16 protein-coding genes and 1 riboswitch are annotated in these 20043 nt (G+C 46.5%); of the genes, 6 read left to right on the top strand and 10 right to left on the bottom strand.

The genetic code is table 11. The features are described 5' to 3' along the window. Window positions 1–132: 132 nt before the first annotated feature. Both J3492_RS04150 and J3492_RS04145 read right to left on the bottom strand, forming a co-directional pair. Window positions 133–1083, bottom strand: a complete 951-nt coding sequence (locus J3492_RS04150; RefSeq protein ID WP_207990201.1) for a hypothetical protein — start codon at window positions 1081–1083, stop codon at window positions 133–135. Between the two features lie 244 nt (window positions 1084–1327). Then, window positions 1328–1858 carry a type IV secretion protein Rhs gene (locus J3492_RS04145; RefSeq protein ID WP_243453094.1) on the bottom strand — a complete coding sequence of 177 codons (531 nt, stop codon included), beginning with the start codon at window positions 1856–1858 and terminating at the stop codon, window positions 1328–1330. 153 nt (window positions 1859–2011) lie between these two features. Between J3492_RS04145 and J3492_RS04140 the strand changes: the two genes are divergently transcribed. Together J3492_RS04140 and ribBA are read left to right on the top strand one after the other, a co-directional pair. Further along, window positions 2012–3301, top strand: a complete 1290-nt coding sequence (locus tag J3492_RS04140) for a replication-associated recombination protein A (protein WP_207990199.1) — start codon at window positions 2012–2014, stop codon at window positions 3299–3301. Between the two features lie 167 nt (window positions 3302–3468). Beyond that, complete coding sequence (ribBA, locus tag J3492_RS04135) at window positions 3469–4581, top strand: bifunctional 3,4-dihydroxy-2-butanone-4-phosphate synthase/GTP cyclohydrolase II (RefSeq protein WP_207990196.1); 1113 nt, start codon at window positions 3469–3471, stop codon at window positions 4579–4581. A 204-nt stretch (window positions 4582–4785) separates the two neighbouring features. Here the strand turns inward: ribBA and J3492_RS04130 are convergent, their stop codons facing one another. From J3492_RS04130 to J3492_RS04105, 6 genes are all read right to left on the bottom strand, one after another. Then, window positions 4786–5265: an acyl-CoA thioesterase gene (locus J3492_RS04130; RefSeq protein ID WP_207990384.1), complete on the bottom strand. Its 480-nt coding sequence runs from the start codon at window positions 5263–5265 to the stop codon at window positions 4786–4788. 83 nt (window positions 5266–5348) lie between these two features. Then, window positions 5349–6311, bottom strand: a complete 963-nt coding sequence (locus J3492_RS04125) for a hypothetical protein (RefSeq protein ID WP_207990194.1) — start codon at window positions 6309–6311, stop codon at window positions 5349–5351. Window positions 6312–6580: 269 nt separating this feature from the next. After that, window positions 6581–7486, bottom strand: coding sequence for a uroporphyrinogen-III synthase (locus J3492_RS04120; RefSeq protein ID WP_207990192.1), 906 nt, complete (start codon window positions 7484–7486; stop codon window positions 6581–6583). A 158-nt stretch (window positions 7487–7644) separates the two neighbouring features. After that, window positions 7645–8652, bottom strand: coding sequence for a hydroxymethylbilane synthase (hemC, locus tag J3492_RS04115; protein WP_207990190.1), 1008 nt, complete (start codon window positions 8650–8652; stop codon window positions 7645–7647). 192 nt (window positions 8653–8844) lie between these two features. Further along, a complete protein-coding gene (locus tag J3492_RS04110) occupies window positions 8845–9582 on the bottom strand; it encodes a LytR/AlgR family response regulator transcription factor (protein WP_207990188.1) in 738 nt (245 codons plus the stop codon). 410 nt (window positions 9583–9992) lie between these two features. Next, window positions 9993–11072 carry a histidine kinase gene (locus J3492_RS04105; protein ID WP_341534081.1) on the bottom strand — a complete coding sequence of 360 codons (1080 nt, stop codon included), beginning with the start codon at window positions 11070–11072 and terminating at the stop codon, window positions 9993–9995. Window positions 11073–11257: 185 nt separating this feature from the next. On the opposite strand from J3492_RS04105, the gene argH reads away from it, so the two are divergent. From argH to thiC, 3 genes are all read left to right on the top strand, one after another. Then, entirely contained in the window at window positions 11258–12631 is a 1374-nt protein-coding gene (gene argH / locus J3492_RS04100) for an argininosuccinate lyase (protein WP_207990382.1), read from the top strand. Window positions 12632–12853: 222 nt separating this feature from the next. Next, the gene (locus tag J3492_RS04095; RefSeq protein ID WP_207990183.1) at window positions 12854–13144 is read left to right on the top strand and encodes an oxidative damage protection protein; all 291 of its coding nucleotides are present in this window, start codon (window positions 12854–12856) and stop codon (window positions 13142–13144) included. Window positions 13145–13217: 73 nt separating this feature from the next. Further along, window positions 13218–13362, top strand: a riboswitch (TPP riboswitch). Between the two features lie 258 nt (window positions 13363–13620). After that, the gene (gene thiC, locus J3492_RS04090) at window positions 13621–15615 is read left to right on the top strand and encodes a phosphomethylpyrimidine synthase ThiC (RefSeq protein WP_243453092.1); all 1995 of its coding nucleotides are present in this window, start codon (window positions 13621–13623) and stop codon (window positions 15613–15615) included. 90 nt (window positions 15616–15705) lie between these two features. On the opposite strand, the gene J3492_RS04085 is transcribed toward thiC, so the two are convergent. After that, window positions 15706–16596 (bottom strand): fructose bisphosphate aldolase, encoded by an 891-nt coding sequence (locus J3492_RS04085; protein WP_207990181.1) that lies wholly within the window; start codon window positions 16594–16596, stop codon window positions 15706–15708. A 320-nt stretch (window positions 16597–16916) separates the two neighbouring features. Beyond that, window positions 16917–17795, bottom strand: coding sequence for an EamA/RhaT family transporter (locus J3492_RS04080; protein WP_207990179.1), 879 nt, complete (start codon window positions 17793–17795; stop codon window positions 16917–16919). Window positions 17796–18123: 328 nt separating this feature from the next. Here J3492_RS04080 and J3492_RS04075 point away from each other — a divergent pair, with 328 nt between their 5' ends. Further along, a complete protein-coding gene (locus J3492_RS04075) occupies window positions 18124–20040 on the top strand; it encodes an ABC transporter ATP-binding protein (protein ID WP_207990177.1) in 1917 nt (638 codons plus the stop codon). The last annotated feature ends 3 nt before the right edge of the window (window positions 20041–20043 follow it).

Here is a 20043-nt window from a genome sequence, read left to right as displayed (position 1 = left end):
TACTGTTGGTATAAATTTTCCTTGCTTGCTGTGTGACCTCGTCACTTTTCGATGCTGCGTAAAATTCATCCCAACAGCACATGGCAAAATATATTCACTTTACTTAGGGTCGACTATATCTCTAAGACTCTTTTAGTCCTGAAACTCTTTTAGTAAGCGCTCGTATTTGGCAATTTGAGCATCATAACCCTTAATAGTGTCATTAAACTTCGCCATCAAGGTCTCAAACTCTTGTTGCTGCGCCAACTGCATTTGCTGCATATCCTGTACATGCTGCGCCTCTATCTGCTTCCAGACTTGATGCTGGACGATGATACGAGCCAATGCCGGGCTTTTTGTGCTGAGTCGCTGAGCGATCTCCGTATGCTCAAACAGTTGCGGTGATAAAGCAGCGATATTGAGTAAGGTATCTATATCTTGTGCGCTAAGCGCAGTAGTTGCCGGCTGATATAGGGCTTGCATGGCTTGTTGGTAATGCTCAACAAGCTGCGCTTGCGTCAGTATCTCAGGCTCTCTTGGCTCAAGACTGATGCGCTTCAGTACTTCTAAGTCACGCTCACCAACTTCAGTACTGGTGTTGATCTCTGTCTCTATGGCGTCTGCTGCAGCTACTTCATTCGCTTGTTCAGTAGTCTCCGGTGCAGCGGTGCGACCAGCTTGACTGGCAGCATTGGACTGAGTGTCAGTCGCTCCTTCAGGTTCAGGTGTTCCCGTCACCAATAAGCTATTGTCACTAGCGGGAGCGTCTGCAGCCTGTAGTGACTCATACTCTGCTTGCAGACGCCGCTGCAGCCCTTGCATCTGCGCCACATATAAAGGTTGAAACTGCTCGATGCGTGCGGCAGCTGAGTCACTGATGGGCACAGGCTTAGAGGCTTCAACATCGGCTGGCGTACTGGCTTGACTGTCTTCATCTAAGGGCACTGGCTCTGAGGGCTGCTGACACCCAATCAGTAGTAGTGCGCCTACAAGTGCGGAGGCTAGTAACTTGGCAGTATAGCGTGGATGTGTAGCTGCTTTACCGTTATCTATAATAGTTGCTTGCGGCCGGGTATCAGACTGTGTCGTAAAAAAATTCAACATGAGGGTACCATTCCTTTGTTATAAGCCCAGAGAGCCGTTTTATTTTATTATAGATGAATATTTGATGATGAGTTGATACATACTGAGAGTAAAGGCGTTATTTAGCATAGCCTGTCTTAGCGTTAATCTAAATAGTAAACTTTGAACGATCCGTCTGTGCTCTAGATAAAACTGATACCAGTAGCACTGGTAATATCAGCATATCGATTTTATTTTGAATTGACTATAGTTATCCATTCAGACTCTAACTGGCGCTGCGACTGAGGAGGCTACTCCTATGATCAGACGCTACTAAAAACGGGATGCAGGTTTCAAATGCCTGACAATCTCGTCCAAGATGACGCTGTAAAAAGTAATCCTCTACCATGCGTGCTTGCTGCTCTATACCGTATTTAAAAAACGACTTGCCGATGATTAAATCATAATCGTAGCGGCGATTGATGAGCGCCCTACGCACCACCTTCAGACCCTGTTGGCGCTGCCAGACATGAGTCAACTCATGTATGAGCCAGCTTTGCTTACTGATAGAGGCTTGGCTGAAGTCTTCTATCCAATCTGCCCGATTGAAATAAATATTGCCATTAGGACTTACGGCATAGTTTTTTAGCACCCACCATGCTGTCTTTAGCTGCACACTATCCAAGTGCAAGTCATCGCCAAAGACCGAACGTGCCAGCGCCATCTCACCTGCGCTTAGATACCGTGATAGCGGTTTGTCTGGTCTTGATAATTGGCGCTTTCGGCTCAATAACTGGGTTATGAATGCACGTATCATGATGGACCAATGTCTCCTTATTTAGCGTCGGTTAGCGTCTGGACCTTCTCTATTTATGAGGTTGTCTCAGATAAAATAAAAGCGCCTCAAACATAAGCGATACATTTATGTGATACCATTTCCCAAAAGTAGAGTAGCAAGATAGAGAACCCTATGTCCCCTAACTTTCATGCTGATACCCCACTGGCTCAGCGTATGCGCCCCACCTCTCTTGATGCCATCATTGGTCAAGCGCATTTGCTGGCAGCAGATGCACCGCTGCGCCGTTTGGTCGATCAAAGTCATTTACCATCGATCATTTTGCACGGGGAGGCCGGTATCGGCAAGACCACCATCGCCATGCTACTGGCTGACGCTGTGGGCAGGCCGTTTCATGCGTTATCTGCGCTCAATACTGGCGTCAAACAGCTGCGTGAAGTCTTAGACAGCAATGATGGCTTGAGCTTTGAGTCGCCCGTGGTGTTTATTGATGAGATTCACCGTTTTAATAAAGCGCAGCAAGATGCTCTACTCGGTGCAGTCGAGTCAGGTGATATTACCTTGATTGGTGCGACTACCGAAAACCCCTCCTTTAGTGTCAATAATGCCCTCCTGTCACGCTGCCAAGTGTATCGCTTAGAGCCACTTAGCACTGAGCAGATCGCTGCAGTACTGAAGCGCGCCCTTACGCAAGATACACAGCTCAAGCAGCGACCTATCGAGTTACGGGCACAGGATTTCATCAGCCAATTGGCCCATGGCGATGCCCGTAAAGCCCTAAATTTGTTGGAGTTGGCGGTACAAACTGCAGATCCCACGCAGCCGACTATCGTCATTGATGACGCTCTGGTCGGGCGGGTAGCCCAAACCGCACTGGTGCGTTATGACAAAGAAGGAGAGCAGCACTACGATATGGTATCAGCGATGATCAAGTCCGTACGTGGCTCCGATCCTGATGCCGCCTTGTATTGGATGGCTCGAATGCTGGTGGGCGGTGAGCCTGCTGATTTTATCGCTCGGCGTTTGGTCATCTTAGCCAGTGAGGATATTGGCAATGCCAATCCCAATGCGCTACTGCTCGCTGATGCGGCGCTGCGCAGTGTTCAGTCCATCGGTATGCCTGAGGCACGTATTATCTTAGGACAAGTGGTGGTGTATCTGGCAACGAGTGCCAAAAGCAATAGCACCTACAAAGCCATCAATGCCGCCATGGCGCTAGCAGAAAAAGACGCCTCACCTGTGCCGCTGCATCTGCGTAATGGTGTGACCAAGCTGATGCGTGATCAAGGCTATGGGGCAAACTATGTCTACCCTCATGATTATCCCAATCATTATTATCCGCAAAACTATTTACCTCATAACCTAGCGGGTACCCGCTTTTATGAGTTTGCTGATAATCAGCGTGAACAGCACAGCAAGCAGTTTATGCAGTGGCTACAGCAGCAGGCGGCTAGTAACGATTGAATAGATTAAACACGCTTATCTTATTCATTATGCAGCGGTTACTCAAATCTACTGTTACAATAGATGAGTATCGATTATTCCCTAACTTTCATTAGCGCCTGTCCTCACTGTGAACGCTACACACTATATGAGCACAGCCGCCAATAAATAATAAATTAGAGACTTTTATGAACTTGAATACTATTCCTGAGATTATCGAAGACATCCGTGCCGGCAAAATGGTCATCTTAATGGATGATGAAGATCGTGAAAACGAAGGTGATATCATCATGGCGGCGACTCATGTCCGTCCCGAAGACATCAACTTTATGATTACCCATGCCCGTGGATTGGTTTGTTTGACCCTATCGCAAGCACGCTGCCAACAGCTGGCCCTGCCGCTGATGTCCGATCGCAACGAGGCAAAATTCAGTACCAACTTCACCGTATCTATTGAGGCGGCTGAAGGTGTCACAACGGGGATTTCTGCGGCAGATCGTGCACGTACCGTACAGGCAGCAGTATCGTCAGCAGCCAAACCCGAAGACATCGTCCAACCTGGACACATCTTCCCTATTATGGCTCAAAATGGCGGTGTCCTACATCGTGCTGGCCATACCGAAGCGGGGTGTGATCTGGCCCGTTTGGCGGGGCTTGAGCCAGCAGCCGTGATTGTCGAGATTATCAATGCAGACGGCACGATGGCACGCCGTGATGACCTTGAGGTATTTGCCAAAGAACACGACCTAAAAATTGGCACCATTGCTGATCTCATCAACTATCGTATCGCCAACGAGCAGACGGTTGAGGAGATCGACACACACCCTTTTGAAACAGAGCATGGCACCTTCACGCTACATCGTTTCCGTGAGTTTGGCGCAGATGAGACTCATATCGCCTTAGTCAAAGGTGACGTGAGTGAAGGCGTCAGTACGGTGCGTGTCCACGGCTTCCATCCATTACGTGATTTGTTTGCCGCCAAAAACGACATGACTGGGCGCAGTGGTTGGAGCGTACAAGCAGCATTAGAAGAAATCAGTGCTTCAGAGCGCGGTGTGCTGGTATGGATTGGCAGTCATCAGCCCATTGATTTGGGTGATGCGTTAGATAAGGCATCTGCCAACGAGTCACAGTCAACGATTGCTCAGCAGCCGTATCGCAGTATTGGTGTCGGTGCACAGATTTTGCGCCATTTGGGGGTACGAGATATGCGCCTATTGTCTTCACCAATGAAGTTCTATGCGCTATCGGGCTTTGACTTAAATGTCGTTGACTTTGTTCATGCGCCAACACAAAGCTAATACCCCGCTACTATCGGCGTTATTTTCCTTGTCTGACGGCAGTTTATCGCATTTTTATGACCATTTTCAGAATGAAGACACGCTCTAGTTAAAACATACAGAAAAGGCACGCTCATTTAACTGGCGTGCCTTTTTTCGTTTAACTGCGTTTAGATTATTTCTGACTACCAGTAGCACATTTGAATAATCAAACAGATCTTAATATCACGACTCAGGTGTGTGACCGAACTCTGCCTCCAAGGCAAATAGTTGCATGCGCTCATCTTCTGTCCATGGCCTCTTTTGTTTGCCATCACTAGCAAAGCGCACCAATACCGCATCAGCGACCGCAACGGTCGCTTGCTGCGCTAGGCTATAGTAGCTGTACTCAATGACGATGCTGGTCGTACCAAGACGCTGGCACCGCACCCCGATCAGTAACGTATCAGGATAGACCACAGGACGTAGGTATTGACAGCTTGACTGTGCCAATATCGTCACACTACCCTCAAAGGCACCAATCTGTTGCAGATAAGCGATACGTGCTGACTCTGCATAACGATAAAAAACCACATTATTTAGATGGTTAAAGGCATCCATTTCTCCCCATTGTATGGCTTGAGTATATATCACTGGATACTGAGCGAGCGACTCAGGACGACTTTCAAATGACGGCTGAGCTGTCAGGTTCGATATTTGATTCATATTATTCATGACTCCCCTTATGTGTCCCCTTATGTGATAATGGATGGGCGATGGCGCACAGTCCATAATTACTGTATTCATTACTATTGCCGTTTATCAAGCATCTGTGTGGTCAACAAAGGAGCGGGGGATGGTGCATCAGCAATCAGTTCATCAAGCCAAGCCATGACATCTTTGATAGTCTCTGGTGCTTCTGTGCTGGAGCCACGCTCATCCTTTAGCGTTTGGTGCTTTCTATGAGCAGTGCTGTTAGATGTCGCTGCCTTGTACTCCTTAGCACTCAGTGGTTGTAGCTGGTTACGGGCTTGCTGTAAATAACTCACTAACTGCTCTTTTTCGTGCATATTACTTGCTTGCATGGCCAAGTTTAAGGTCATAATCACTTCGTGTATGGTGATCTGGCGACGGGTTATGGCGGCGTTTCCCCTGTCCTCTGTTGATATACGAGCAGTATTTTGTGTTTGGTTAGCACTGTGTGTATGGCCAATACCATCAATACGCTGCAAAAACGTTTGGATATCCTGTATAGCAATATTTTGTAGCTGCCACGGGCTCGGCTGTGAGCTTTGTGCCTGTAGACGCTCAATATCCTCATTCAGGCTTTGTTTGATCATCGTCGTTAACGCTGGTGCCATCTGATTACCGCTTTGCGACAGCTGCCATCGTAAGCCTTGTAATAACTCAATCGCAGCGCTGTAATTGTTGTCAGCCAGTAGTCTATCGACTGCTTGTATCTGAATACGTAATAAATCCAGCTGGTTTTGTGCTTGACTGCTCGCCTGCCGTTTCGGTTCAGGTAGGCTTTGCTGACTGATGGCAAAGAGACGATCATCCATCTCATTTAAACGGCTGACCACTTGTTCATGGCTATGCAAGCGCTCATTCATTTGGTTTTGAAAGCGCTGCTGGCCGATATATAGCCAAGCGAAAGCCATGATTAAGAGCAATATCAATAACCATTGCACACGTAGCAATAAAACGCTCGCTTGACGGCGCTGCTGAAGGGCAGACAGCGTATCAGCTGGGGATTCATTTTCGGTTGACATAGAACAGCACCGTTATCGATATAGTCAATGCACTTTAAAAAGAACATAGCGCTACTGGGGTGAATTTTGCGCAGCCTCTGTGATAACAGCACGCAAGTAAAATTTATACCAGTAGCGCGCTTAAATTTATGTAACAGTTTTATTTTCAACTGACTATACATCAAACCGCTCCCTGACGAGAGCCGTTTAATCTTAGAATAGAAAGTTAAAATGATGAGGGCATAGCATCAACTAAACGAAGCGAATAAAAATACTTCATTTGATCTTATCTACGAATACGACGACAAGGCGTCATTTTGTATAGCGTCTAAAATAGTCGCAGGTGCCAAGTCCTCTACCCGCCAATAATCAAGCTGGCGCTCAGCGATCATAGTGGCCAAGCGCTCACCCAAAACTACATAATTAAAATCAGACAAACTCAAAGCCTCAACCTGCTGTAGACCTAGATCGGATTGCATGGTTTGTGTTTCTTTCACCACGCCTATCCAATGCTCAAAAGCAGTACCACTACTCACGATGACCACGGGCTTTGGTTGCTGCGAACGCGCTTTCGTCATAAAGTTCTGATGCCACTGTTGATAGTTGTGCATAGCATCAGTAGGTAAGACTCGCTCATACCAGGCGATACTATCAATGTGGACACCGCGCGCTTTTAAGGTATTGGCCAATAGCCGCCGTCCACCCAGTCCTCGCCACACCAGCAGCTTATCACCAGCCTGCAAATGCTCAATCTCCGGCATAGCCAACATGCCTTCGTTATTGGCAATCATCGGCTTTAAGACCTCATAGTTAGGCTGCAGCTGGGTGTCTCGCAGTACTGAGGCCGTGGCCTCTCCTACTGCGATGATATGGCTAGGCGCTGCCGGCAGTCTATCATCAGTTTGCTGATGCTCTTTTACCAAGGCTTGCCATACTGCCAAGCCTGAGGCTGCCGCTGTCGGACTGACGATGACCAACGCTTGATAGTCGCCTGCAAACCAACGACGCATGATATCGATATCAGTAGCGCTGCTCTCACGCAGTCGCAGCGTCAACATCGGCATCTCAACGACTGTCAAGCCAGCAGCCTGCAGATATTCCGTCAAAGGCGTCGCCCGCTCGGTAGGGCGGGTGTTGATGACCACAGTTGGTGCCTGATCTGATAATGAAGACAGTGATGCGCTAGACATAGACATATTTTGCCCAAAAAATTGTGTTATTTGTGCCACTCTAAAAAAGCCTGCGTATGTATGTCGCTGACCTAATGACAACTGGCCTACGAATGGCACTGGGTTAAAGGATAGCGAGTGTATTATCGACACTAATGAGGTCAGCTATCATGATTGACTGATTCTCAAGGGTTGTAGATTGCTGCCAAGATATCACCGGCGCCATCAGCCAGTAGCAGCTCAGCAACATCGATACCCAGTTGGTTGGCTTGCTCTTCTTGCTCAGCTTGCGTACCAGTGAGCGCAATACGCTTGTCAGCTTTTAGCAGCTCGCTACCATCCGCTTGTCCAACACGGCCACGTAACCACAACTGGTCACCAGCATCATCATTAGCAAAATCTGTCGCATCAGCCGCATGCAGCACAGCATAAGCGGCAATAGGTACTTGGCAGCCGCCTTCTAAATGACGATTCAACGCTCGCTCAGCGATCAGGCGAATACGTGCTCTATTATCATTTAGTGGCGCTAGCAATGCCTGCACGTCAGTATCGCCTTCACGGTGCTCAATCGCCAGTGCCCCTTGTCCCACGGCTGGCAAGCAAACATTGATATCCAGCTCACCACGAATGCGCTCATCAAGCTCGATACGCTGTAGCCCACTCGTCGCTAAAATGATAGCATCGTATTCACCGGCATCAAGCTTACCTAGACGTGTCCCTACGTTCCCCCGCAAGGTTTTTATCTGTAGATCTGGACGGTATGCTTTGATTTGGCATTGACGGCGCAAGCTGGATGTACCAACGACAGCCCCTTTTGGTAGCTCGTCGATATTGTCATAAGTGTTAGAGACAAACGCATCTGTCGGTGCCGCACGGGTGCAATAAACCCCAAGGGTAAGACCTTCTGGCAGTTGCATCGGTACATCCTTCAATGAGTGCACTGCAATATCTGCTTTTTTATCATACATGGCTTGCTCAAGCTCTTTGACAAACAGCCCTTTGCCACCAATCTTTGCCAATGGTGTGTCCAAAATCTTATCACCTTTAGTGACGATTTTTAACAGGTTAATGGTCATTTCTGGGTATAACGCCAAGAGTCGGTCACGAATGTGTTCTGCTTGCCATAGCGCAAGAGGACTTTGACGAGTAGCGATATTTAGTGTCTTCAAAGTAGGTTGCTGTGTGTTACTCATAATGACCTCAAAGTAGTGAATTCGATTTGGTTTGTATGGCGCTGACTGTCTTTACATCTTTTATATGCTGATAAAGACAGACGTCTCATTTTTAAGACGCAAAAAAATACCCCTATTTAAGCATAAATAAGGGTATGATGATATGGTCGAGAGAGTTTGCTATTGATAACCTCATACTATAGAGGCACTGTCTTACATACTTTGTATTTTTTCACGTAACGATGGTAAGTGCCGACGACTCACCGCCAGTGCTTCATCAATCCCTTTAAAACGTACCTGATATTGCCCAGAGTCTATGGTTTCAAGATAGTCTAAGAAACTAAGATTAATGATGGCGTTGCGATGGACTCGAAACAGGCGATCGCCAAACTCTTCTTCCAGCTCCTTCAAGGTCTCATCGATCAAGACGACGCCATCTTTATGACGGACTTTGACGTACTTTTGATCGGCAGTAAAGTAGTAAATATCTTTTAGTTTAATCAGCTCAACACCACGGTGCGTACGTGCTGAGATATGCTCACGTATAGGCCGAGCGGCTGGGTCTTCTAGCTTACGGATTTGATTGAGCTGAGCGGCATTCAAGTTTTTGGCTTTACTCAACGCCTCTAGCAGCTCATCTTTATTGGCAGGCTTTAATAAATAACCAATGGCATTTGCTTTGAATGCCGTAATAGCATAGTGATCATAAGCCGTCACAAATATGATGGCGGGTGGATGCTCAAGCTCATTGAGTATATGGGCACAGCGCACACCATCCATCTCTGGCATACGTATATCTAACAAAATCACATCAGGTTGCTGCAGTTTTACCGCTGTAACAGCTTCTGCACCAGTGGTAGCTTGTGCGACTACTTCATAACCTGACTCTTGTACAATTCGGACCAAACGCTCACGAGCGAGTGGCTCATCGTCACAAACTACAATACGCATGTCAACTCCTCTCTAAGTACTTTCACGCTGTCTTAATATCATGATTCATCGTTATTGTTTTTTAGCATTATAATTTTTTAGGACTATAATAATGCCGCTCTGTTATCTTCAGATAAGTTACTTATGAAACACTCAAAGTAAAACCACAGACCGCACCTATTTTATTAGGTTGGTTTATATATAGGTTTAGCAGCCTAGACATCTAAGCGGTATACAATACTCCTTACCATATCTTATCTCTACTGCCGAAACTCAAGAGTAATCTAAAATCAGAACACTGAACTATAACGCTTACTTACATAAGCGATGCAATAAGCGTGCCAGTAACAATAAACGCCCAAAATATCACTGGGTAATCGTTATAAAATCAGTGGTTTATGGCGTAATAGGCAGGAAAATAAAAAATGGACTTATAGCCCAACATCATATAAAGGATAGGTGATAACCGTGGTAATCTGCTCACTCGTTACCGTACTTTGAATCTCTGAGCTTTCACCAAAATGAGTCTTAAGGCGCTTGGCTTGTCCATACAGATCTAACTGCCGGCGCAGATCATGCGTTATCATTAAAGTTTTGCTGGGTAATTGCACAGTAATATCGATGGCAACAATATGGTGCTGCCACTTTACTGTAATCGTGATATAGATAACTTCAGTGGCCATTTCAACCACATGCAGCAGCATTTTTTCGAGCACACTTTGCAGCGTAAAGGCGGTAATCACCATATCATACATAATATCATCATCAGGCAGTGTCCAGTTGACCACCAGCTTGTCCGTCAGACGGCTCGACTCAATAGCCAGATAATGCTCACATAAAGCGATCTCCTCCTCAAAACTAATCTCACGTGGGCCATTGAAACTGGCTCGAAACAAGGCGGAGACATGCTGCAAAAGACTGGCAGCACGTGGGGGATCGGACTCAATAAGCGAAGTTAAAGTATTGATGGTATTAAATAAAAAATGCGGCGCAATGCGTGCTTTGATTAAGTAGTTTTGCGCCGTCAGTTTATTTTCAAACGATTGTTTTAGTGCCGCCAGCTCACGATAACGCTGTAAAAAATAGATCAAAAACACCAAGGTAAAGCCGCCAGCAAACATCATATCAAACAAGACTTCTAACACAAAATCTTGGTAGTTATACTCAAGCCAGCCCACGTTAATTAAGACCAACATGACTAAAATCATCGTAATTGCAGAGCTTATCGTAAATAACAATAAGATGTAAATACTCACCATGGGGATGCTCATACGCTTAAAGATAGGGCGTAAATAATCAATGAGATATATCGCAGGGATAATCGATGAGACGTTTTGTAGCACCCGGCTGATAAAACCAATCAAAAAGTCTGGCCAAGTTGTTAGACCGTGGCGCTGCATCGCAGTAAGAAAAAGCGACCAAAAAAAGATATATAGCAGCCATTGCCAAAGCTTCATGGTTTCCATGAGTTTGGGGACAAAAAACTCTAAACGCTCAGCTAGCAAGGCCACCTCATCCTTTGCTATACTTGAGTTCTCATTCTCCTGACTTGTCTTATACCAATATGAACGCCAATTCTTCAAACTCTAGTCACCTCGAAACAAATACAATGTCTGATGCCTCTGATTCTAGCACGGATGCCCCAACAACGAACCCTGCTGTAGAAAATAGCGCGTCAAACGCTCAAGGCCAGCAAATGTGGGGCGGACGCTTCAGTGAAGCGACAGACAGTTTCGTTGCTGCTTTCACCGCCTCGGTTGGTTTCGATCAGCGCTTTGCCCGCCATGATATCGAAGGCTCAATCGCCCATGCGACTATGCTGGGTCAGTGCCAAATCTTAACTAGCGACGAAGTTGATACTATTATCAGTGGACTGCAGCAAGTGCTCAGTGAAATCGAGGCGGGCGAGTTTAACTGGTCCATTACACTTGAAGACGTACATATGAACGTCGAGTCACGTCTGACCGATATCGTCGGTGCTGTCGGTAAAAAACTGCATACAGGACGCAGTCGTAACGATCAGGTGGCCACTGATATTCGCCTATGGCTGCGTGAAGAGACGGATAATATCATTGCACTATTGGTACGTTTACAGAGCGGTCTACTAGATCTGGCTGAGCAGCATACCACGACCATTATGCCGGGCTTTACCCACTTACAGACAGCGCAGCCTGTCAGCTTTGGTCATCATGTGATGGCTTGGTTTGAGATGCTCTATCGTGATACCGAGCGTCTGGTCGATACCCGCCGCCGTATTAATCAGCTACCCCTTGGTAGTGCTGCCCTCGCTGGTACCACCTTTCCGATAGATCGTACCATCACCGCTGAGCTGTTAGGCTTCGAGGGCATCTGCCAAAACTCACTTGATGCCGTCTCAGATCGTGACTTTGCTATTGAGTTTACCTCAAATGCTTCTATTCTTATGATGCATCTATCCCGTATGAGTGAAGAGATTATTTTGTGGATGTCAGCACAATTTAACTTTGTTCAGATACCAGATCGTTTTTGTACTGGCTCATCAATAATGCCGCAAAAGAAAAATCCAGATGTCCCAGAGCTGGTACGTGGCAAAGCAGCCCGTGTCTTTGGTCAGTTGATGACGCTACTAAGCTTAATGAAAAACCAGCCGCTGGCCTACAACAAAGACAATCAAGAAGACAAAGAGCCACTATTTGACTGTGTCGACACCTTGACCGGCTCTTTACTGGCCTTTGCTGATATGCTGCCTAATATCACACCAAATATCGATGCCATGCGTGACGCCACGATGAAAGGCTATGCGACGGCTACTGACTTGGCAGATTATCTGGTGCGCAGCGGTGTCGCATTCCGTGATGCTCATGAGGTCGTCGGTAATGCAGTTGCCCTAGCTATCGAAGAGGGGGTTGATTTGAGCGACTTGTCGTTGGCACAGCTGCAACAGTTTAGTGATGCAATTGGTGATGATGTGTTTGACTATTTGACGTTAGAAGGTTCGCTTGCAGCACGTAACCACCTAGGTGGCACCGCACCCAATCAGGTCAAGCAAGCAGTTGTCAATGGCCGGGCGCGTCTAAAAGTCTTCGCTTAGGCGCTACTTTACAATCGTATCCGTATCAGCCATCACTTACCAACACCCGCTATTCAGGCGGGTGTTGGCATTTAGGTCAGTTGTGATTTAAATATGTCGGTCATCAGGGTGGTTGTTACCTTGTATATACTCGATAGCCTTTGCTAAATTGACTAAGAGCGCTATCATAGGCGGATAAACATATTTTTATGAGTCAGTATTGACATCATTAAGGAGACTGACATGACTGAGACCTTTAATCCGCAGGCCAATACGGTTTTTTGCCGAAAATATCAGCAAGACTTGCCTAAGATGCCGCATCCACCTTTTCCTAATAAAGCTGGACAAGCACTACAAGAAACCGTCTCTGATAAAGCATGGCAAGAGTGGCTTGAGCTACAGACCATGCTGATTAATGAGAACCATCTGAGCATGATGGACCCTGAGGCCAAAAAGTTTCTAACTGAGCAGCGTAACAAGTTCTTGGACAATGAAGACTATGAGCGCCCGCAAGGCTGGACACCAGAGACCTAGTATTCTCACCCGTTTTTAATCGATGAGCCCTAGGTTTCATCGTCAAACTTTGTTAGTATAAAAACTCACAACACTGACAGACTCGGGGTGCGGTGTATTGAAGGCTCGCTTTACTAAACTTGTTTTATTAAAGTATTCGCCTTGGTACATTCGCTGAGAGATCACCCGCCGAACCTGATGCGGTTAGTACCGACGCAGGGAAGTCTTCAGCACTTTTTAGTTGTAGCAAAGGATGCGCAGAAATGCCTTTGTCACATTAGTACCTCATCATAAATATCTAGTACGCTCGATGCGCTACTAGGCGATAAGTACTGATATAAAGTTGCATCCATAGGTTTGATAAGTGTCTGATACGACAGTAGGTATAAGTCGTAAAATAAAGAACATGAGCCAAACTTGACTATAACAATCAGTGCTATCCCCGCAGCTACTGGCGGTGTTGCTTTTATTCAAAAACCAACACGCTAGGATAGCATATGACACTTGTTAATACTCAAACCCAAAAAACCCCAACCGCACCCTCGCAGAAAGTCGCCAAGAACGACGCCTTAAAAACCCCAGCCCATCGCAGCTCGACTGACGCACGCTTTGAAGAAGACGCTCGTGACCTGCACCGTATCTTGCCCGCCTCACAAAAAGTCTATATCGAAGGCTCAAGACCCGACATCCAAGTGCCGATGCGTAAAATCGAGCTTGATCCTACCCCCATTCAAAGCGTACCAGAAGCGGATTGGGAACAAAACCCACCCTTTTACGTCTACGATACTTCAGGCGTTTATACCGATCCCAATGTCGATATCGATCTGACCCGTGGTTTGCCAAAGCTGCGTGAAAACTGGATAGCTGAGCGTGACGATACTGAAAAGTTAGATGGCCTCTCAAGCGCTTATGGACAAGCCAGAGCCCGTGATATCACCACGGCCAACCTTAGATTCGCTCATATTGACAAACCAAGACGGGCCAAAAAGATCAATGGTCAAGCAGGAAACGTCACCCAGATGCATTACGCCCGCCGTGGTATTATCACGCCTGAGATGGAATATATTGCCATTCGTGAAACCCAAAAGCAGCATGAGCTGACCGATATGCGCCAGCACGATGGCGAAAGCTTCGGTGCCAACACGCCTAAAGTCATTACCCCTGAGTTTGTCCGCTCGGAGGTCGCTGCCGGACGTGCCATCATTCCAAACAACATCAACCACCCTGAATCTGAGCCGATGATCATCGGGCGCAATTTTTTGGTGAAAATCAATGCCAATATCGGTAACTCAGCGCTGGGCTCCTCTATCGATGAAGAGGTTTCAAAGATGACATGGGCCACACGTTGGGGGGCAGATACCATCATGGATTTATCCACGGGCAATCATATCCATGAGACCCGTGAATGGCTGATTCGCAACTCACCTGTGCCCATCGGTACCGTGCCTATCTATCAAGCACTTGAAAAAGTCGATGGCGTGGCAGAAGACCTCACGTGGGAGATATTCCGTGACACCTTGATTGAGCAAGCGGAGCAAGGCGTGGATTATTTCACCATTCATGCTGGTGTGCTGCTGCGTTATGTACCGCTCACTGCCAAGCGCCTCACAGGTATCGTCTCACGTGGTGGCTCTATCATGGCGCAGTGGTGTCTTGCCCATCACAAAGAAAGCTTTTTATACACTCATTTTGCAGAGATTTGCGAGATTATGAAGCAGTATGATGTGGCATTTAGCTTGGGCGATGGTCTACGTCCCGGCTGCTTGCAAGATGCCAATGACGAGGCGCAGTTTAGCGAGCTACGTACGCTTGGTGAGCTCACGCAAATCGCATGGCAACACGATGTACAGGTGATGATCGAAGGACCAGGGCATGTGGCGATGAACCGCATCAAAGAAAACATGGATCTCCAGCTTGAGCTATGTCACGATGCGCCGTTTTATACTTTAGGGCCGCTCACTACTGACATTGCTCCCGGCTATGACCATATCACTAGCGCCATTGGGGCGGCGATGATTGGTTGGTTTGGTACCGCTATGCTGTGTTATGTCACGCCAAAAGAGCATCTCGGCCTGCCGAATAAAAAAGACGTCAAAGACGGCATCATCACCTATAAAATCGCCGCCCATGCTGCTGATTTGGCTAAGGGTCATCCCGGCGCACAAGCTCGTGATAATGCACTGTCCAAAGCCCGTTTTGAGTTTCGCTGGGATGACCAGTTTAACCTAGCGCTTGATCCTGATACGGCGCGCGAGTTTCACGATGAGACCCTGCCTAAAGATGCGCACAAATCGGCGCACTTTTGTTCCATGTGCGGCCCGAAGTTTTGCTCGATGAAAATTACCCAAAATGTACGCGAGTACGCCAAAGGCTTGGATGCTAAGGAAAATCTAAGCGTAGACGCCATGAGTGCAGCTGAGATTGAGCAAGGTATGGCAGAGATGACCGAAAAATATCATAGCGAGGGGCGACAGCTGTATAGAGAAGTATAGCTTAGCTGCTTTTCTTATCCTATAAAATAAAAGCTTATCCCTGATTTAATCAGAGGTAAGCTTTTTTTGGAGGTCAAAAAGATAGGAGTTTTATACTTTTGACGCTTTATAAATCTTATCAATAGACGCATCAATAGTATCTGCGAACTCTTTATCGCTTTGCTGCTTACTCAAGCCTTCAGTGAAAGCACGCGAGAAACTGGCAATCATACCTGGATTTTGTTCGAGCTTATCACAAGCATTTTGACGGCTATAACCACCCGATAAGGCCACGACTTTTAGTACCTTGGGATGATCGATCAGTTCTTGATAAAAGCCGCCTTCTTCTGGCAGTGTCAGTTTGAGCATTACCTGCTGATCGTCATTTAGACGCTCAAGATTACGTAAGATGTCTGCTTTTAACAACAGCTCGCACTCGTGCTTGTCTTTACTATTGATGTCCACTTCAGGCTCAACGATCGGCATAAGGCCTTTGGAGAGGATCTGTTTGGCCACATCAAACTGCTGCTGCACCACCTTTTTGATACCATCAGTGTTTGGCTCATAAATAACTGAGCGCATCTTGGTACCAAAGACGGGATACTTTTTAGCTTTATCCAATAGTGCCTCTAAGTCAGGCATAGGACGCATCACTTGCACGCCACTCATTTGCTCAGCCAAGCCTTTATCGACCTTTAGAAATGGTACGATGTTTTTATCTTCCCATAGATAGTTAGCCGTGGGCTTACCATTGACTTCACGATCCATGGTATCTTCAAACAAAATAGCACCAAGGACACGCTCATTGTCAAAACTATCGCAGGTCATGATACGAGCTCGCATCTCATGCACCAAATCAAACATGGCTTCGTCATTATCATACTCATCGCCACTCACGCCATAATTCTCCAGCGCTTTGGGCGTGCTGCCACCACTTTGATCCAGTGCAGCGATAAAGCCTGAATCGTTTTTTATGCGTTGTAATTGCTTTTGGTATTCCATTAAGTGTTCATCCTATACTTATTAATAAGGGTCAGTTTTTATTGTGATACGTTGTGCATTAGATGTTGTATATTAGATGAGTTATAAGCGTTTATACGTCATCGAATCATAGACAACTTTACCACACACCATGCTTTGTGCCTATATTCAGTCAGTTAAGAATAAGCACCTTCCTAGAACAATTGTTGGTATTTTGTAGACCATCATTATGAGTTAGTATATATATCGCAAGAAGAATATACAAACGGAAGCGTTAATTGACGAGCAAATATCGTGGCATCAGTCACCTTTTTTTATTGGTTATGCTATATAAAAGCTGTTTAAGCCAAAAACAAAACTGCCACACAGCTCACTGCGAGTACTATTCCAAGTATATTAATGCGATTAAGGCGCTCTTTGAACACCCCAACCCCAATGATGGCTGCTACTGTAATCACACCGACGTTCATACCGGTAAACACAATACTGGGCGAATCAGACAGTACCTGATGCGCACGCACATAGGCATAGATATTACCCATGTTTAGCACACCGAGTAGCAGCCCTGCTATTAGAGCATTACTCTGCCACCGCACCCGAGTCAGCAGCAGGTAAAGAAACAATAATACCCCCGCCATTCCAAAACTCACAAATAAAGTCAAAGGAAAAGCGGCACCCTGTTTGGCGACTTGTTTGAATAAGATATCAATGACACCGTAGCCTGCCCAGACCCCAAATAACCAAAACGGTGTGCGTAATGCTAGGTTGCGAGTAACTGTCGTCGTACTAGAGGTTTGTATATGAGTGATTTGCTGCGGACGATAGACCAATGCGCCAAGTGCTAAAAAACCCAATATCAATCCAATTATGCGCGTACCTGTGAGCACGTCGCCAAACCATAAAAACGCTGCAACAATAGGGATAATCAATGACAAACGCTGGGCGGCATCGGTTGCGACCATACCGACCGCCTCGATCGCTCGTCCAAGGATGACAAAGACAGCAGGTAATAAGATGCCAAGTGCAATGATAATACCCCATGCATCGCCCAAAGTGCCCATACTGCTAACATCTGGCTTTAGCAACCACCAAGTCAGCAAAAAGGCCACAGGATACCCTGCAACGATGGTTTGACGAATGTCGATGTTTTTTTGGCGTAATACTTTTAGCAATACAGAGACGGCAACACTACAGAGTACTGCAATGATTAAATACATCATTCCCTTCTACCTTATTGATTCGCAAGCTGCGTATTTATTATGGGCATATTTACTTTAGCGTTATTTTTTTAATGACTTCTGACGGCAATCCTCTGAAGTCAAAACAAACGTATAGAATGTAACAAAGTATTTCTTACACCGCAATCTATTTATAATTGTTTTATGGGCTTATGACCAATGCGACCTATAGCGTTCAAATTACAATTAGCATGCAGGGCTGATTACGAAGTTTTGCTACACTATCCTGCTATTTCTTTATTATAAATAATAACTCAAGAGATCTATTATTGTTGACAATATCGATCATCTTGACGTGTTGCTATTGCTTATGAATGCTCTATTTCGATTTTTTGAAACCCGCCTGCCAGCCTTTCCTGAATCCCCTATGCCGCTGCCCTCCCCGCGCGATGGACTGCTGAAGTTTTTGTGGGCCTGTACCAAAGGTCTGCGTGGTTGGCTACTGCTGTTTATGGTTTTATCCGCCGGTATCGGGATATACGAGGCGATGCTGTTTGCGTGGATTGGCGACATAGTCGACTGGCTTGGCATTTATACGCCAACGACGTTATGGGCAGAAAAAGGCGATATGCTGCTGCTGATGTTTGCCGTAATGCTATTAAGCCCGTTCTGGATTGCTTTGTCATCATTTATTCATTTTCAAACCCTCCAAGGCGTGTTTCCGATGCAGATGCGCTGGCGCTTTCATCAGCGCATGCTTGGGCAATCGATGCAGTTTTATCAAGATGAGTTTTCTGGTCGAGTGTCCGCTAAGGTTATGCAGACGGCGCTTGCGGTGCGTGATACGGTGATGACCGTGACAGATATGTTTATGTATGTCTCGGTTTACTTTATCACCTCAGGGGTGATTTTATTTAATTTAGATCATCTTTTACTAATCCCCTTCATTGCTTGGTTTGTGCTGGTGGGCCTGACCATTTGGTTCTTTATTCCTCGGCTCAAGCGTACCGCTATCGTACAAGCCGATGCCCGTGCCTTGATGGTTGGCCGTATCACCGATGCTTATGCCAATATTATGACCGTCAAGCTCTTTAGTCATTCGCACCGTGAGCTGGGTTATGCCAAAAATGCCATGAACCAGTTTTTGGGCACGGTACATGCGCAGATGCGCTGGGTCAGCTATCTGGAAGTCTCAACCCATCTGATTAGCGTTATTCTAGTGAGTAGTACGGCGGGGATTGGGTTATATTTATGGCATCAAGGTGCGGTTGGCGTCGGTGCCATTGCTGCAGCTACCGCCATGGCACTGCGTCTCAACGGTCTAACCCGATGGATTATGTGGCAGACCGCCAGCTTATTTGAGAGTATCGGTACGGTACAAGATGGTATGCGCACCTTGTCTGCACCGCAAACCATCGTCGATAAGCCCAATGCACCAGCGCTTAGGGTCACTGATGGGCACATTGTGTTTGACCATGTTGACTTTAGTTATGAAAGTGAAGAAAACACCGACGTCGAAGGTGAGCGTATTGATGAGGTTGATACTGCCGCCACCGCGCTAAACACGTCACAAATCAAACTATTAGATAACTTTTACTTGGATATCAAACCAGGTGAGAAGATTGGTTTGGTCGGGCGCTCAGGAGCGGGTAAGTCAACTTTGGTAAATTTACTATTGCGCTTCTTTGATGTCGATAGCGGTAAAATACGGATAGATGGGCAAGCCATAGACGAGGTGACGCAAGAGTCCTTACGGCAACAAATTGGTATGGTCACCCAAGATACTTCACTACTGCATCGCACCGTGCGTGAAAACATCGCCTATGGTCGCCCCGATGCGACTGATGAAGAAATCATTCATGCCGCCAAACAAGCACAGGCATGGGATTTTATTAAAGACTTATATGACGACAAAGGCAACACAGGTCTTGATACCCAAGTCGGTGAACGTGGAGTCAAACTCTCTGGTGGTCAGCGTCAGCGCATTGCCATTTCTCGTGTTATGCTAAAAAACGCCCCTATTTTACTTTTAGATGAAGCCACTAGCGCGTTGGATTCTGAGATTGAGTTTGCCATTACCGAAAGCCTCAATGACATCATGACTGGCAAAACCGTCATCGCCATTGCCCATCGGCTGTCGACCATTGCCGCTTTAGACAGACTGGTCGTGATGGATCAAGGTCATATCATTGAACAAGGCAGCCATGATGAGCTGTTGGCATTAAACGGGGTGTACGCACGCTTGTGGCAGCGTCAAAGCGGTGGGTTCTTAGGAGAAGACAGTTAGTGC

It is taken from the genome of Psychrobacter coccoides (assembly GCF_017498085.1).
GTDB lineage: Bacteria > Pseudomonadota > Gammaproteobacteria > Pseudomonadales > Moraxellaceae > Psychrobacter > Psychrobacter coccoides.
This window is presented reverse-complemented; position numbering and strand designations above follow the sequence as displayed.